The organism is Rhizobium sp. BR 250 (genome assembly GCF_047445855.1).
GTDB classification, from domain to species: domain Bacteria; phylum Pseudomonadota; class Alphaproteobacteria; order Rhizobiales; family Rhizobiaceae; genus Agrobacterium; species Agrobacterium tumefaciens_I.
Genome location: NZ_JARWKW010000007.1, coordinates 237891 through 253731 on the forward strand (window position 1 = coordinate 237891; position 15841 = coordinate 253731).

11 protein-coding genes are annotated in these 15841 nt (G+C 60.6%); 4 read left to right on the forward strand and 7 right to left on the reverse strand.

What is annotated here, in order from left to right; genetic code table 11:
- Positions 1-145: 145 nt before the first annotated feature.
- The 7 genes from QD336_RS13870 to QD336_RS13900 form a co-directional block, all read right to left on the reverse strand.
- Entirely contained in the window at positions 146-1525 is a 1380-nt protein-coding gene (locus QD336_RS13870) for a GH1 family beta-glucosidase (protein WP_269345387.1), read from the reverse strand.
- A 721-nt stretch (positions 1526-2246) separates the two neighbouring features.
- A complete protein-coding gene (xylA, locus tag QD336_RS13875) occupies positions 2247-3557 on the reverse strand; it encodes a xylose isomerase (RefSeq protein WP_269345385.1) in 1311 nt (436 codons plus the stop codon).
- 232 nt (positions 3558-3789) lie between these two features.
- Positions 3790-5244, reverse strand: a complete 1455-nt coding sequence (xylB, locus tag QD336_RS13880; protein ID WP_499171095.1) for a xylulokinase — start codon at positions 5242-5244, stop codon at positions 3790-3792.
- 48 nt (positions 5245-5292) lie between these two features.
- Positions 5293-6315, reverse strand: a complete 1023-nt coding sequence (locus QD336_RS13885; protein ID WP_269345384.1) for a LacI family DNA-binding transcriptional regulator — start codon at positions 6313-6315, stop codon at positions 5293-5295.
- Positions 6316-6537: 222 nt separating this feature from the next.
- The gene (locus QD336_RS13890) at positions 6538-7188 is read right to left on the reverse strand and encodes an MSMEG_1061 family FMN-dependent PPOX-type flavoprotein (protein ID WP_499171084.1); all 651 of its coding nucleotides are present in this window, start codon (positions 7186-7188) and stop codon (positions 6538-6540) included.
- Between the two features lie 259 nt (positions 7189-7447).
- A complete protein-coding gene (locus tag QD336_RS13895; RefSeq protein WP_269345383.1) occupies positions 7448-9031 on the reverse strand; it encodes a DHA2 family efflux MFS transporter permease subunit in 1584 nt (527 codons plus the stop codon).
- Positions 9032-9065: 34 nt separating this feature from the next.
- Positions 9066-10280, reverse strand: a complete 1215-nt coding sequence (locus tag QD336_RS13900) for an HlyD family secretion protein (RefSeq protein ID WP_269345382.1) — start codon at positions 10278-10280, stop codon at positions 9066-9068.
- A 160-nt stretch (positions 10281-10440) separates the two neighbouring features.
- Here QD336_RS13900 and QD336_RS13905 point away from each other — a divergent pair, with 160 nt between their 5' ends.
- From QD336_RS13905 to gltX, 4 genes are all read left to right on the forward strand, one after another.
- Positions 10441-11127 (forward strand): TetR/AcrR family transcriptional regulator, encoded by a 687-nt coding sequence (locus QD336_RS13905; RefSeq protein WP_269345381.1) that lies wholly within the window; start codon positions 10441-10443, stop codon positions 11125-11127.
- A 163-nt stretch (positions 11128-11290) separates the two neighbouring features.
- Positions 11291-12049, forward strand: coding sequence for a TerC family protein (locus QD336_RS13910; RefSeq protein ID WP_269345380.1), 759 nt, complete (start codon positions 11291-11293; stop codon positions 12047-12049).
- Positions 12050-12209: 160 nt separating this feature from the next.
- Positions 12210-13982, forward strand: coding sequence for an SLC13 family permease (locus tag QD336_RS13915; protein WP_499171085.1), 1773 nt, complete (start codon positions 12210-12212; stop codon positions 13980-13982).
- 211 nt (positions 13983-14193) lie between these two features.
- The gene (gltX, locus tag QD336_RS13920) at positions 14194-15651 is read left to right on the forward strand and encodes a glutamate--tRNA ligase (protein ID WP_269345377.1); all 1458 of its coding nucleotides are present in this window, start codon (positions 14194-14196) and stop codon (positions 15649-15651) included.
- Positions 15652-15841: the final 190 nt, after the last annotated feature.

The following is a 15841-nucleotide window of genomic DNA, read 5'->3' on the forward strand; positions in this document are numbered from 1 at the left end:
AATAAGGGGAGAGAACTTTTTGACGCACCCGCCGCGCATCCTCGCAACGTCATCCTCGGCCCTGTGCCGAGAATCTAATCACGTTGAATAAAATCAGTAGGCAGCAGATCCTCGGGACAAGCCCGAGGATGACGGTGGAGAGGTCTTACCCCTTCGCCACGCCGTGGTTCCCCTTCGGGAAACCCGAGGCAAGCGTGCTATACCATTTGCCGCTGTTTTTCAGTGTCCGCACCTGCGTATCATAATCCACATGCACCAGACCGAAGCGCATGCGATAACCTTCGGCCCATTCAAAATTATCCATCAGGCTCCAGGCGAAATAACCGCGCATCGGATATCCGTCACGGATGAGATCGGCGACGATGCCGAGGTGTTCGGCGTAGTAATCGAGGCGCGGCTGGTCATCCACCTCGCCGTTTTCGACGCCCATATTATAGCAGGCGCCGTTTTCGGTGATGTAGCATTCCGGCAGGTCGTAACGCTTATAGAGGGTCTCGACCAGCGACTTGAGCGCCGGCGCGTAAACCTCCCAGCCGATATCGGTCTTCACATCGCTGACTGCGGGAGCCGGCGTGGTGGCGGGGAATTCCGCGCCCGGCGTCGCATCGTCGGCAACGCGCATCGGCGTGTAATAATTCAGGCCCCACCAGTCGAGCTTCTGGCTGATGATGGCTAGGTCTTCCGCCTCCACCACCGGCATGCGATCCCCCAAGGCTTGCATCATCTCGGCCGGATATTCGCCCTTGAAGACCGGATCGAAAAAGGCGCCATTGTGAAACTGGAAGGCCCGTTCGGCGGCCTTGAGATCGGCCTCGCTATCAGAAGCGGGAATGACGGAATGGGCGTTCAGCACCAGCCCCACCGGCACTTTCGGCGCGACATGGCGGGAGGCTTCCACACCGAAACCATGGGCGAGATTGATATGATGCATGGCGGCAAGGGCCGCCTCCATGTTGCGCTCGCCCGGCGCGTGAATGCCATAGAGATGGCTGAGCCACACCGCGCACCAGGGTTCGTTGAAGGTCGCCATCGCATCCAGCCGGTCGCCGAGACGGGCCATGACGGTCTTGGCATAGCGCTGGAAGGCGTGCGCGGTGGAGCGCGAGGCCCAGCCGCCATCACCCATCAGCGTCAGCGGCAGATCCCAATGGTAAAGCGTCGCATAGGTCTTGATGCCGCGCGCCTTGCAGCCATCGATGAGGCGGTCGTAAAAATCCAGGCCCTTTTCGTTGATCGGCCCGAAACCATCGGGAATGATGCGCGGCCAGGCAATGGAGAAACGATAGGCCTCGACACCCATCTCCTTGATGAGATCGAGGTCTTCTTCCCAGCGATTGTAATGGTCGCAGGCGATATCGCCATTGTGACGCCCGAAGACATGGCCCGGCATATTGCAGAAGGCATCCCAGATGGAGGGCTTGCGGCCATCCGCCTTGGTTGCGCCTTCGATCTGGAACGAGGCGGTCGCGACGCCGAACAGGAAATCACCGGGGAAACGGGCGGCAAGCGCTTTGGGATCGGTCATCTGAAAGGCCCTTCGTCATCCATCGAGCGTGAAAAGATCAGCAGCGGTTTAGACCATGTCGCTTGCGAGGTACAGTCGGGAGGCGTGAAATCTACAACGTTTCAGACTGCGCAGATAACAGGTCCAAAGCGCTTTGCATGCGGAGATGCCACCGCGACGGCACTGCCGGCGGCGCAGGAGACAGGCCCGGAGAATGCGGTTGGAATGGGAAGTGGTGGAAGTTTTGCATTCGCCGGGCCGCATCACCCAGACCGCAATCACGGCCCGTCGTCTACAGCCTTTTCACGGCATCTATCCGATCAGCCCTTCCCGCCTCTGGCCCGGCGGGACGCCTCTCCGAAACACGGTTTGCCAGAACCATGCTTGTCGATGCCGGCCTCCGGTTCGCGAAAGACGCCGCGCGTATCGCCCTTCCGTTCCGGTTGCGGGAAGAATGATGCGGCCAAATGGGGTGATGGGGATGGGAGAGGAAGGATTTTTTCGAAAGTGACTGAAAAGGATGGAGGGATGGCACAGAGTTGTCCTCGCCATTCGGAGAAGATCGCAAGCAAGCCCCCTCATCCGTCCCTTCGGGCCACCTTCTCCCCGGCGGGGAGAAGAAATGTGCAGAGCCCCCCGCGTTTGGCAAGGAGCGTGACGCTTGTTCTTCTCCCCGCCGGGGAGAAGTGCCGGAGCGAAGCGAGGCGATGAGGGGGCAACGCTGCCGCCCCCTTTGATCCCGTCAAACGTAACGATTGACCACGTTTTCGAGATATTCCTGGCGGCCGGACTTCGGCTCGGGGTTGATATCCTCACGCTCCACCAGCGCCGCGATCTCTTCGAGTTTCAGCTCGCCGCGCAGCATCTTCTGCGCTTCGGCAGAATCCCACTTGGCGTAACGCTCGGAAAGCGGCTTCGAGAGCGCGCCGTCCTCGACCATCTTCGCCGCCGCCTTCAGGCCGCGGGCGCAGCAATCCATGCCGCCGATATGGCCGATCAGCAGGTCCTGCGGATCGAGCGACTGGCGACGCAGCTTGGAATCGAAGTTGGTGCCGCCATTCTTGAAACCGCCACCAGCGAGAACATGGTAATAGGCAAGCGCCATTTCCGGCACGTTATTGGGGAACTGGTCGGTATCCCAGCCGGACTGGTAATCGTTGCGGTTCATGTCGATGGAGCCGAAAATGCCGAAGGCATTGGCCATGGCAAGCTCGTGTTCGAAGGAATGGCCGGCAAGGATGGCGTGGCCCTGCTCGATATTGACCTTCACTTCCTTTTCCAGCCCGTTCTTCTGCAGGAAGGCATAAACGGTGGCGACGTCGTAGTCATACTGGTGCTTGGTCGGCTCCTGCGGCTTGGGCTCGATCAGGATCGTGCCTTCGAAGCCGATCTTGTATTTATATTCCACCACCAGATTGAGGAAGCGGCCGAGCTGGTCGAGCTCGCGGGAAAGATCGGTGTTGAGCAGGGTCTCGTAACCTTCACGACCGCCCCACAGAACATAGTTCGCGCCGCCAAGCTTCTTGGTGGCATCCATGCAGGTCTTCACGGTTGCGGCGGAGAAAGCGAAGACATCCGGGTCGGGATTGGTTGCTGCACCGGACATGAAGCGACGGTTGGAGAAGAGGTTCGCCGTGCCCCAGAGGAGTTTCACGCCAGTCTGGGCCTGCTTTTCAGCAAAATAATCAACGATTTCGTTGAGGTTCTTCGTATTCTCGGCGAAGTTTTTGCCTTCCGGGCGCACGTCCGCGTCGTGGAAGCAATAAAATGGCGAACCGAGCAGCGAGAAAAATTCGAAGGCGACATCGGCCTTCAGCTTGGCGGCCTGCATCGTGTCTTCGAACCACGGGCGCTGGAAGGTCTGGCCACCAAAGGGGTCACCGCCCGGCCAGGTGAAGGTGTGCCAGTAAGCCACCGCAAAACGCAGGTGATCTTCCATGCGCTTGCCGGCGACGATCTCGTCGGGATTGTAATGGCGGAAGGCCAGCGGATTGGTGCTGTCGGGGCCTTCATATTTGATCTTGGCGATATCGCCGAAAAAACCTGTGCTCATGGTGATCCTCCTCTTGGGGTGGGTTTGGTTGGTGTTCGGTATAGGTTGGAGGGTGAGGCTCACCCCCCTCTGTCCTGCCGGACATCTCCCCCTCAAGGGAGGAGATCGACTCGCGGTTAGTTCTTGTCCTCACGTGAGGCTGAAGATGGAGCGAGAGGCAGCGCCCTGCTGATCTCCCCGCTTGAGGGAGATGTCCGGCAGGGCAGAGGGGGTAAACCGCGCACTCCGTGTCTCAATGCGAAAGCGCCCGAATAGCCGGATAAAGCGCGTGATACCGCCGGTAAGCCTCCTCATAGGCACCCGCCAGCGCCGCCACCGGCTCGAGCGTCCGCGCCGTCTCCGGCTGCGAGCAGACGGCAACCGGATCGGCTCCGGTCGCGGCAATCAGGCCAAGGCGGGCGGCGCCGAAGGCGGCACCGAAATCGCCCTCGGCAGGAATATCGACGGGTACGCCGAGCGAGGTAGCGATCGAGGCCAGCCAATAGGCCGAGCGCGAGCCGCCGCCGATGGCGGTGACGCGGGAAATCGAGGTACCGGCGGATTTCAGCGCTTCGAGATTATCCCTGATCGCGAAGGTGACGCCTTCCAGCACGGCCTGGGTCAGCGCCTTGCGGTCGCTTTCATGCGACAGGCCGATGAAGGAGCCGCGAATGGCAGCGTCATTATGCGGCGTGCGCTCACCGGAGAGATAGGGCGCGAAAGTAGCACCGGTCGGCGCGAGAAGCGTCTCGCCCAGCTCGCTGGTCAGATCGGCAGCGGATTGGCCGGTGAGGCGCGAATACCAGTTCAACGCGTCTGTCGCGGAAAGGATGACGCCCATCTGGTGCCAGGTATTGGGCAATGCGTGGCAAAAGGCGTGCACTGCGCTTTCCGGCTTCGGCAGGTAAGACGCATTGGCGGCGAAAAGTACGCCCGATGTGCCGAGCGATACGAAGGCATGGCCTTCCTTCACCGTGCCCATGCCACAGGCCGAGGCCGCATTGTCACCCGCGCCACCGGCGACAACGACACGGCCGGAAATGCCCCATTCGGAAGCCAGTTCGGTGCGCAGAACGCCCGCCTCATCCGTGCCTTCCACCAGCGACGGCATGTGTTTCTCGTCAAGCCCGGTGGCGGCAAGAAGCTCGGAGGACCATTTGCGCGCACCGGTATCGAGCCAGGAGGTACCGGCGGAATCAGACATTTCCGAGATATATTCGCCGGTCAGCCACAGCCGCAGATAATCCTTCGGCAGCAATACCTTGGCGACTTTCGCGAAGATTTCAGGTTCGTTCTTCGCCACCCAGGCGAGCTTCGGCGCGGTGAAGCCGGGGAAGACGATATTGCCGGTGATCTTGCGGAAGCGCGGATCGGCATCGAGTGCGGCGGCTTCGGCATGGGAACGCGTGTCGTTCCACAGGATGCAGGGCCGCAGCACCTTGCCGTCCGCATCGATCAGCGTCGCGCCATGCATCTGGCCGGAAAGGCCGATGCCTTTCACGGCGGCCAGCTCCTTCGGAAACTTCTGCTTCAGGCCGGCAACGGCGGTTTTCGTCGCGGCAATCCAGTCCGCCGGGTCCTGTTCGGACCAGCCGTGATGCGGGCGCGAAACATCCAGTGAGCCGTTGGCCGAACCGATGATTTTCTGATCGCCGTCCATCAGCAGGGCTTTGACGCCGGATGTGCCAAGATCGAGACCGAGATACATATATTTCTCCATTCCGGCGCTCCATGCGCCAAATTTCAAGCGTTTTGCTCAGGGAAGATTGTCCCTGAGGAATATGTCGATACGGATACGTTCCTGCGCGGCGATGACGGGCAGGCCATCGGCGCGCGCCTTCAATACGCGGATGGCGCTGCGCACCTCGTGGCCGGCATCCTGGTTGAGCACGGCGTCGAGCACCCCTTCCCGCAGCGCATTGGCGGTGTTTTCCGTCAGCTCATGGGCGATGACCGAAAGCGGCCTGTCGTCACCCCGCGCTCTCAGCGCGCGGATGAGACCGCGATTGCCTGCGCCGAGACTGTAAACTCCTGACAGCGCGGCATTGCCGAGCGCCCCGCCCACCAGCGCCTCTACGGTCGCCGGGTCATCCTTACCCTCCAGCACCGGCAGCAGCCGCAACTGCGGAAATTCGCTTTCGATGACGGAGCGGAAACCCTCCAGACGCTCGCGATGGTCGCGCACCAGCATGGAGCCGGCAACGACCGCGACATCGCCGCCGCGTCCGGAAAGGAAACGCCCCATCAGGCTCGCCGCCGTGCGCCCGGCCGCGGCGTTGTCGACACCGGCATAATGATCACGCCGCGAACCGGAAAGATCGGAAACCAGTGTCACTGTGGCAATGCCGTCTTCCGCCAGCCGGTCGGCGGCTTCGGCCACATCTTCAGAATCGGTGGCGACAAAGGCCACTCCCGACGGCTTTTCCCGCCGCGCAACCTCCAGGGCCTCGGTCAGCGCCGCCGCATTGAAGGGCGGCACCTCGATGACGCGGATCGCCGTGCGCTCCAGATGCGCGCGGGCGGCAGCGGCCCGCACCTCGGCCCTCAGCGTCGCCATGAAGGAATTGTCATTGCCCGGCAGGATGAAGACCAGCGAATAATTGCGGCCCTTGGCAAGATTGGCCGCCGCGATATCGCGCACATAACCAAGCTCGGCAATCGCCGCTTCCACGCGGGCGCGGGTGGCGGCATGCACACCGGGGCGCATGTTCAGCACCCGGTCGATGGTGGCGAGGCTGACGCCAGCGCGTTCGGCAATATCGTGAACTGTCGGCTTCATGGCTCCTCCCTCACCTCTTGAATATCCAGCTTTGAGGTCGTCGTAAACCGAAAAATGATGTACGTACCTCATATTTCATCAATCGTCCGCCGGGCGCACTGCCATATCGTCGTTGAAGAGGCCGCCACCCCGGCTGGAGGGAAATTTCGGAGCTAAAAACGGCAGGCGAACCGACAATGCAGGCCCTGCCTTGCCGCCATTCGGCTGGACACGGCGTAGCGCTTAATAGAGCGTCCGCCGGTAATCCTGCTCCAGCTGATCGTCCATCCTTTGCATTTCGTCCTTGCTGGCCGGGGCGCCGGTCGTCTCATCCAGAATGATCTTGATGAGCGAAGGCATCTCCGCGCGGCGCTGAAAATGCGCCGGATCCCACAGGTGGGAGCGCCTGAACGCCTTGGCGCAATGCATAAAAACCTCGGTCACCCTTATGACGATGGCAAGCCTGGGCGTCCGCTCCGCGATGCTCATGCGCTTCAGCAGCTCCGGATCCCGGGTCAGAGTGGCGCGGCCATTAACGCGCAGCGTGTCATCGAAGCCGGGCACGATGAACAACAGCCCGACATTGGGATTGGCGATGATATTGCTGAGCGTATCGAGGCGATTATTGCCGGGCCGATCGGGGATCGCCAGGGTACGTTCATCAAACACCTGCACGAACCCGCAAGGATCGCCGCGAGGGCTGACATCCGCCTTCCCTTCCAGATTCTGTGTGCCGATGCACAGGAAGGGAGAGCGCCTTATGAATTCCCGCGCGTGCTCGCCAAGCGTCTCCTGACACTTCAATACCGCCAGGGAATGCGTGGGTTCGAACAGGCCACGAAGCGACTGTTCATCCGCAATGGTAAAATCTGGATTGAGTTGCAAGCCCGTCATGATCCCTCCCTGAACTGCCGCAAGCCGCAGGGTAAAGCCGCTGCCGACCACCCATCCGGCCGCTTCCATCTCCCGCTGGAAGCATTTTTGAGGTACGTACCTCAAGAAACATATACATCGGTTGTCCCACACGATCAACCGGGGGATTCCGGAATTCATTCCGCGCCTGTCACATGCGCGAGCGGTACTGCCCCGACAAAAAAGGGGCCGTCATTTTCGACGGCCCCAGCTCTGCGGTGGATGGGAGGGGATTCTTTTGTCAGTGCGCGGCGTCGGGCGGCGGCGCAGCTTTTGGTTTCTGGATCAGCACGGTCATGAAGATCAGGCTGGAGAACAAAATCGTCAGCGCGAAGAACACATCCGCGAAGGCCAAAATCCATGCCTGCTGCGAGACCATGCCGACCATTTTCTTGACCGCGACGGAAGCGCCGTCCAGCCCGTAGGAATCGTAGTTGGCACCCACACTGTTCAGCCATTCCAGCGCCTTCGGGTTGGAATAGCTGATATGTTCGGCGAGCCGCACATAATGGTCGTCCGTGCGCTGCGACAGCATGGTGTTGATGATGGCAAGCCCGACCGCGCCGCCGAGGTTACGCGTGAGGTTGAACAGGCCGGACGCATTGCGGATACGGGCCGGCGGCAGGGTGCCGAGCGCAATGTTGTTGATCGGCACCATGCACATCATCAGGCCGAAACCGCGGAGAATCTGCGGGATCAGCAGCTCGTAGAAATCCCAGTCGGTCGTCACATGCGTCATGATCCATGTGCCGCAGCCGAAGCTGATGAAGCCGATCGCCATCATCGCCCGCGGATCGAGCTTGGTGGAGACCTTGCCGGCAATCGGCGCGGTGAAGAACATCGCAAGACCGGAGACGAACATCGTCTCGCCGATCATCAGCGCATCGTAACCCCTCACCCGGCCAAGATAGAGCGGGTAAAGATAGGTCAGCCCGTAAAGCCCTATGCCCATGACGAAGGAGAAGAGCGAGCCGATGGAGAAGTTGCGGTCGGCAAAGGCGCGAATATCCACCACGGGGAACTCCACCTTGAAGGCACGCCAGAAGAACACCACCGCGCCGATGACCATGGCGACGGAACCCAGGACGATATGCTCGTCGTTGAACCAGTCCTTGTTATTGCCCTCCTCCAGCACATATTCCAGCGAGCCGAGGAAGACGGCCATGGAGATCAGCCCCCACCAGTCGAATTTCTTCCAGAGCGACTTTTCCGGCTTGTCGAAATCGATCAGGCTCCAGGTAAGGATGGTGACGATGATGCCGGGAATGATGTTGACGAGGAACAGCCAGTGCCAGGAAAAGGCATTGGAGAGATAACCGCCAACCGTCGGGCCGATGGTCGGCGCAAGCGTGGCGACAAGACCGATGATCGGCGAGACGACCGAGCGCTTCGAGGGCGGGAAGATCGTAAAGGCAGCCGCAAAGACCGAAGGGATCATGCCGCCGCCGATAAAGCCCTGGATCGCGCGATAGACGATCATCTGGTCGATATTGGTGGCAGTGGCGCAGAGCGCGCTCGATATGGTGAAGCCCGCAGCACAGGTGGCGAAGAGCACGCGCGTGGAGAGAATGCGCGCCAGCGTGCCCGAAAGCGGGATCATGATGACTTCGGCGATCAGATAAGAGGTCTGCACCCAGGCGATCTCATCCGAGCCGGCACCGAGGCCGGCCTGGATTTCCGCAAGCGAGGCGGAGACGATCTGAATGTCGAGAATGGACATGAACATGCCGAAGACCATCGCGAAGAACGCGATGAGCCTGCGCCTGTCCATCGGGGGATCGGCGGGGATGGACGCCCCGCCCGTACCGACAACCGTAGCCGCCATGATCTTGCCCTCAACGGTGCGTCAAAGACGCGCCTTACTTGGCTTCCGGATTGGCTTGCGCCGTTCTGGTGGTTTCCGGCGCCGTGCGGGTATCGACATCGACAACGACGCTCAGGCCTGCGCGCAGATTGTGCTTTGCAAGGTCTTCCCTGGAGAAGACGATACGAACAGGCACACGCTGGATGACCTTGGTGAAGTTGCCCGTGGCATTTTCCGGCGGCAGCATGGAGAAGACCGAGCCGGAACCGGGCGAGATCGACTGCACCGTACCTTCGATCGTCGCATCGTCAAATGCGTCGACATGCACGCGCACCTTCGAACCGGGCACGACGCGGGCAAGCTGCGTTTCCTTGAAATTGGCGTCGATATAAAGCTCGTTCATCGGCACCAGCGAAGCCAGACGCTTGCCGACCGAAACCAGATCGCCCGTCTGCACCGCCAGATTGCCGATGACGCCATCATAGGGCGCCTTCAGAACCGTGAAGGCAAGATCGCGGGCCGCCTTGTCGCGGGAAAGCTGCAGCGAGCGGACGGTGCTTTCGGCCTCCTCGCGCTGGGCACGCAGAAGTTCGACATTGGCCTTGGCCGAGGAGATGGAAGCATCGCCTGCGACAACATTCGCCCTCGCCTGGTCCAGCGCGACCTGCGCATTGTCGGAAGCGGCAACCGTGCCGACGTCCTTCGCCTGCAACTCGCTTGCGCGCTTCTGGGTGATTTCGGCACCGCGAAGCGCAGCATCCAGCGCGCCCTTCTGGGCAACGGCCTGTTCCAGCGCGGCTTCACCGCCGACGATCTGCGCATCGATGCGCTTCAGCGACAGTTCTTCCGTGCGGATCTGCGCCTCGGCCTGCTCGAGCGCGATGCGATAATCGCCATCGTCAAGCGTTACCATCGGGTCGCCCGCCTTGACTTCCTGGTTCTCGACAACGTTGACCTTAGCGACGTAACCGGAGACCTTCGGCGCGATGACGGCTATATCACCTTCTATATAGGCGTCATCCGTCGACACCATGAAGCGGCCATCGATCCACCAGTTATAACCATACCAGCCAGCACCGGCCAGAAGGGCAAGGGCGAAGATCGGCAGAAGAGGCGAACGCTTCTTGGCCTTCGGTGCTGCAACGGTTTGGGGCGGCTGCTGGGGCGGAGCCTCAACCGGCTTTGCGGGAGAGGTCTCGGCCTTGGCGGAAACATCCACCTCTTCCGCATCGTTGGCGGCGCGAACCGCGCTATTCTTCTGGGCCGACATGAGAGATTACCGTGATAGATTGAAGAAAATTTTTCGAACTGAACCGTTCGGTTCGATTGACATAATCTCTTTCCTGACACATATCAAGTGTTATCGAACCGATTGGTTCGACGTTCGGTTAATTTTTTTTACGTCATTCCGATGCTAAGGAGCATCAGTGATGGCAGGTGAAGACAGGGATATGGAGACGGAAACGGAAACGGGCTGTCCGGGCAATACCGCCGGGCGTTTTGCGGCGGGTGAAGACCCCGCCAAACGCGATCAGATTCTGGCGGGCGCCTGGCGTGTGTTCAAACGCAAGGGCTTCGACGCGGCCAGCATGAACGACATCACGCGGGAAGCCGGCGTTTCCAAGGGCACGATCTATGTCTATTTCTCCAACAAGGAGGATCTGTTCGTCGCCCTCGTCGACCATCACCGCAACGAATTCGCCACCTCCATGCGCCATATTCTCGAGGGCACCGAGGAGGTGCGCGAAGGGCTGGAACAATTCGGCAAAGCCTTTGCCAACAAGATGATCTGCTCCGACATGATTCCGGCCATGCGCTCGGTGATCGGCGTCATCGACCGCATGCCGAAACTGGCGCAGCGTTTTTTCCTCTCCGCGCCGAACAATGTGCGCACCGTGCTCCTGGATTTCATCGAACATCAGGTCGAGATCGGCCACCTGAAGGTGGATGACCCTGAGCTGGCCGCCCGGCAATATATAGAGCTTTCCACCGGCACCTTCTTCAAGCTCCGGCTGTTCGGCGAGCTGGAAGGCCCGGTTCCCGACGAGGAACTGGACCGGGTGATCGGCAGCGCCATCAACGTATTCATGGCCGCTTACGGAACCGACAAGGCCTGAGATCATTCAGCAACGGTGTGAACGCCAATACGCGGCCTGCGCGAAATTTCGATGAAATCTTGCGCTCCGGAGCCATCATCTCCTTGTTTCTCGCGTATTGCGCTATAAATTCCACCCACCGAATGTTTCGGCTGGCCTTGTTGCTGAAAGGAAAACCTACCTGATGGAGTCCGTTCTCCCTCTTCTATCTGATCCCGCCGCATGGGTGGCGCTCGTCACCCTGATCGTCATGGAAGTCGTGCTCGGCATCGACAACCTGATCTTCATCTCGATCCTCACCAACAAGCTGCCGCCCGAACAGCGTGAAAAAGCCCGCAAGATCGGTATAGGCCTTGCGCTCATCATGCGCCTTGGCCTGCTCGGCACCGTCGCATGGATCGTGCAGCTCACCACGCCGGTCTTCGAACTCTTCGGCCACGCCTTCTCGTGGAAGGACATGATCCTGATCGCCGGCGGTCTCTTCCTGATGTGGAAGGCCACCAAGGAAATCCACCACAATGTCGACCCGGAAGACCACAAGGAAGACATGGTGGGCGGCCCTGTGGGCATGAATTTCGGCGCCGCCATCGGCCAGATCCTGCTGCTCGACCTCGTCTTCTCGGTGGACAGCATCATCACCGCCGTCGGCATGACGCCGCATCTGCCGATCATGATCGTCGCGGTCATCGTCGCCGTCACCGTCATGCTGCTGGCTGCAACGCCGCTCGCCAACTTCATCGAGCGCAACCCCACCATCGTCATGCTGGCGCTCGCCTTCCTGATGATGATCGGCACGACGCTGATCGCCGAAGGCATGGGCTTCCATGTTCCGAAGGGTTACGTCTATGCCGCCATGGCGTTTTCGGCACTGGTGGAACTGCTCAACATGCTGGCCCGCAACGCGCGCCGCCGCAAGAAAGCGGAAGCGGGCGAGACACATTGACCGCACGTCCTTCCGTCATGCCGGATCGAGCCCGGCATGACGGAGAATGCTTGCATCCTCAGTTCCAGCCAAGGAACCGCATGACCTCGCCTTGCGTTCTTCGATATCATCACCGATAGAGCCCTCTATCGGTGCCTCACCCTCGAAAGCATGAGCAAGCATGACGACCGAACAGATCCTCGCCTTTACTGTGATCGCCGGCATGATGGTCGCGTTCATCTGGGACAGGTTCCGTTACGACGTCATTGCCTGCAGTGCATTGCTGGTGGCGGTGGCGGTGGGTGTCGTGCCATTCGACCGGGCTTTTTCCGGTTTTTCCGACGATATCGTCATCATCGTCGGCAGTGCGCTGATCGTCAGTTCGGCGGTGGCCCGCTCGGGCATCGTCGATATGACGATCAAGAAATATTTCCCGGAAATGCATTCCAAGAGCCTGCAACTGGCCTTTCTGATGATCGTCGTCGCCATCATGTCGGCCTTCATCAAGAATATCGGCGCGCTCGCCATCATGATGCCGGTCGCCTTCCAGTTCGCCCGCAAATCCGGCAGCCCGGTTTCCTATTATCTGATGCCCATGGCCTTTGCCGCACTTCTGGGCGGACTGATGACGCAGATCGGCACCTCGCCCAATATCGTCGTTTCCCGCCTGCGTGAGGAGATGACCGGGCAGAGCTTCACCATGTTCGATTTCACGCCCGTCGGTGCGGGGCTGACGGTGATCGGCATCATTTTCCTGACCTTCGGTTACCGCCTGCTGCCGGTGCGCAACCGCCAGCAGGCCTCGGTGGAGGATATTCTCGACCAGTCCGCCTATACCGCCGAAGCGACGCTGCCCGCCGACAGCACCTATGCGGAAAAGCCGCTACGCGAATTGCTGAAACAGGCCGATGGCGGTGTGATCGCCAGCACGATCCTGCGCGGGCCGCGGCGCATTTCGCCCTTCCCCGACGTAACGCTGAAGGCGGGCGACACCATTCTTCTCGAAGGCGGGCCGGAAGGGCTCGACCGCATCGTCTCGCAGGCGAAGCTTTTGCTGTCCGGCAAGCCGCTGACGGAGAACGGCCAGAAAACCGCCGACCTCATTTCCATGGAAGCGGTGATCAGCAATGAATCGGTGCTGAGCGGCATTTCAGCGCGCGAACTGTCACTTTCCTATACGCGCGGTGTCAATCTCATCGCGGTGAGCCGCCGCGGCCAGCGCGTCAGCCAGCGGCTTTCCGAACTGACCCTGCAGGCAGGTGACGTCATTCTTTTGCAGGGCAGCCGCAAGAACCTGCCGCAGGTGCTGCAGGAATTTTCGCTCTTGCCGCTGGCGCAGCGGGAAATCCTGCTCGGCGTGCAGCGCCGCGCGCTTCTGCCCGTCATCGTTCTGGCCGCCGCCATGATTGCCGCCGGCAGCGGGCTGGTGCCGGTCTCCGTCGCCTTTTTCGCCGCCGCCTTCCTGATGATCATCGTCGGCGCCATTCCGCTCACCGAAGTCTACAAGTCGATCGACGGGCCGATCCTCGTCATGCTCGCCGCCCTCATTCCGGTCAGTGACTCGCTGCGGACAAGCGGCGCCAGCGAATTGATCGCCGCCTGGCTCGGCCATGCGGCGCAGGGCCTGCCGCCTTTTGCGGCGCTCGGCATGATCCTTTTGACCGCCATGGCGGTGACACCCTTTCTCAACAATGCCGCCACCGTGCTGGTCATGGGCCCCATCGCCGCCGGTTTCGCCACGACACTGGGTTTTCGGCCGGAGGCCTTTTTGATAGCCGTGGCGATCGGCGCAGGCTGCGATTTCCTCACCCCCATCGGCCACCAGTGCAACACGCTGGTCATGGGCCCCGGCGGCTACCGCTTCAGCGACTATCCGCGCCTCGGCCTGCCGCTGTCGATCATGATCGTCATCGCCAGCATTCCCATGCTGCTTTACGTCTGGCCGGTGAACTGAGGCCGGGCGGCAGGACGGCCAACCCCTCCGGACTCCATATTTCCTTGACGCCTGCGGCAGAATATGGCCTAAGCCGAAGCCGAACGGGAATATGAAAAAGGCACTTTCTTTTCGCCTTTCGACATGATGTCCTGCCGCATCCAAACGAAAACTCCGTGATATCAGGGTGAACCGCCCCGATGTCACTTCCACGTCACGACGAGTGAATTTCATGACCACTTCCGGCGTTCGCGTCCGCATTGCACCTTCCCCCACCGGCGAGCCGCATGTCGGCACGGCTTATATCGCGCTGTTCAACTATCTCTTCGCCAAGAAACATGGCGGCGAGTTCATCCTGCGCATCGAGGATACCGACGCCACCCGCTCGACCCTTGAATATGAGCAGAAAGTGCTGGAAGCGCTGCGCTGGACCGGTCTCACCTGGTCGGAAGGCCCCGATGTCGGCGGCCCTTACGGCCCCTATCGCCAGTCCGAGCGCAAGGCCATGTATTGGCCCTATGCCGAAGAGCTTCTGGAAAAAGGCCATGCCTTCCGCTGTTTTTGCACGCCCGAGCGGCTGGAAGAAATGCGCGAAGCCCAGCGCGCTAGCGGCAAGCCGCCGAAATATGACGGCCATTGCCTCAACCTGAAGGCCGAGGAAGTCACCGCCCGCGTTGCCGCCGGCGAGGCCAATGTCGTGCGCATGAAAATCCCGACCGAAGGTTCGTGCGATTTCCACGACGGCGTTTATGGCGACGTCTCGATCCCGTGGGATTCGGTCGACATGCAGGTGCTGATCAAGGCCGACGGCATGCCGACCTATCACATGGCAAACGTCATCGACGACCATCTGATGAAGATAACCCATGTGGCGCGCGGCGAAGAATGGCTGGCGTCGGTGCCGAAGCACATTCTGCTTTACCGTTATTTCGACTGGGATCAGCCGGTGTTCATGCATCTTTCGCTGATGCGCAATGCCGACAAATCGAAGCTTTCCAAGCGCAAGAACCCGACCTCGATCTCCTATTATTCCGCGCTCGGTTACCTGCCGGAAGCGCTGATGAACTTCCTTGGCCTGTTCTTCATCCAGATCGCCGAAGGTGAAGAGCTTTTGACCATGGACGAGCTGGCCGCGAAGTTCGACCCGGAAGCGCTTTCCAAGGCCGGCGCGATCTTCGACATCCAGAAGCTGGACTGGCTGAACGGCCGCTGGCTGCGCGAAAAGCTTTCACCGGAAGAGTTCATTGCCCGCACGCTGGAATGGGCGATGGAAAATTCCCGCCTGACCGAAGGCCTGAAGCTTTCGCAGAGCCGCATTTCCAAGCTCGGTGAATTGCCGAACCTTGCCGGCTTCCTGCTCGCAAGCGATGCCGGCCTGACGCCGGCTTCCTTTGCCGGGCTGAAAAGCAAACCGGAGGAAATCCATGAGATCCTCACCACAGTTGCAGCCGATCTGGAAAAGATGCCGGACTGGAACGTGGAGGCCATCGAGGCCGAGCTGCGCGATGTTGCCGAACGCACGGGCAAGAAGCTGCGCGTCGTCACGCCGCCGCTTTTTGTTGCCATGTCCGGTTCCTCGCGCTCGCTGCCGCTGTTTGACTCGATGGCGCTGCTCGGCCGCTCGGTCGTGCGCCAGCGTTTGAAGGCTGCGATTGCCGTTGTGGCCACGATGGTTGGCAGTGGAAGCTGATAAATTGATGCTGGCGATAACGGCAGCATCCTGAAAATGTACCCCTCTGTTCGGGTACCCCCTCTGCCCTGCCGGGCATCTCCCCCTCAAGGGGGGAGATCGACAAACGGCTGACACTTTGCCCATGGAACGGGCGGGCGCGGCATCTGATCTCCCCCTTGAGGGGGAGATGTCCGGCAGGACAGAGGGG

What these genes read in the sequence shown, in the direction of transcription:
- QD336_RS13870 (WP_269345387.1), bottom strand. Translation starts at nt 1,525, where the DNA reads ATGACCGATCCCAAAGCGCTTGCCGCCCGTTTCCCCGGTGATTTCCTG.
- xylA (WP_269345385.1), bottom strand. Translation starts at nt 3,557, where the DNA reads ATGAGCACAGGTTTTTTCGGCGATATCGCCAAGATCAAATATGAAGGC.
- xylB (WP_499171095.1), bottom strand. Translation starts at nt 5,244, where the DNA reads ATGTATCTCGGTCTCGATCTTGGCACATCCGGCGTCAAAGCCCTGCTG.
- QD336_RS13885 (WP_269345384.1), bottom strand. Translation starts at nt 6,315, where the DNA reads ATGAAGCCGACAGTTCACGATATTGCCGAACGCGCTGGCGTCAGCCTC.
- QD336_RS13890 (WP_499171084.1), bottom strand. Translation starts at nt 7,188, where the DNA reads ATGACGGGCTTGCAACTCAATCCAGATTTTACCATTGCGGATGAACAG.
- QD336_RS13895 (WP_269345383.1), bottom strand. Translation starts at nt 9,031, where the DNA reads ATGGCGGCTACGGTTGTCGGTACGGGCGGGGCGTCCATCCCCGCCGAT.
- QD336_RS13900 (WP_269345382.1), bottom strand. Translation starts at nt 10,280, where the DNA reads ATGTCGGCCCAGAAGAATAGCGCGGTTCGCGCCGCCAACGATGCGGAA.
- QD336_RS13905 (WP_269345381.1), top strand. Translation starts at nt 10,441, where the DNA reads ATGGCAGGTGAAGACAGGGATATGGAGACGGAAACGGAAACGGGCTGT.
- QD336_RS13910 (WP_269345380.1), top strand. Translation starts at nt 11,291, where the DNA reads ATGGAGTCCGTTCTCCCTCTTCTATCTGATCCCGCCGCATGGGTGGCG.
- QD336_RS13915 (WP_499171085.1), top strand. Translation starts at nt 12,210, where the DNA reads ATGACGACCGAACAGATCCTCGCCTTTACTGTGATCGCCGGCATGATG.
- gltX (WP_269345377.1), top strand. Translation starts at nt 14,194, where the DNA reads ATGACCACTTCCGGCGTTCGCGTCCGCATTGCACCTTCCCCCACCGGC.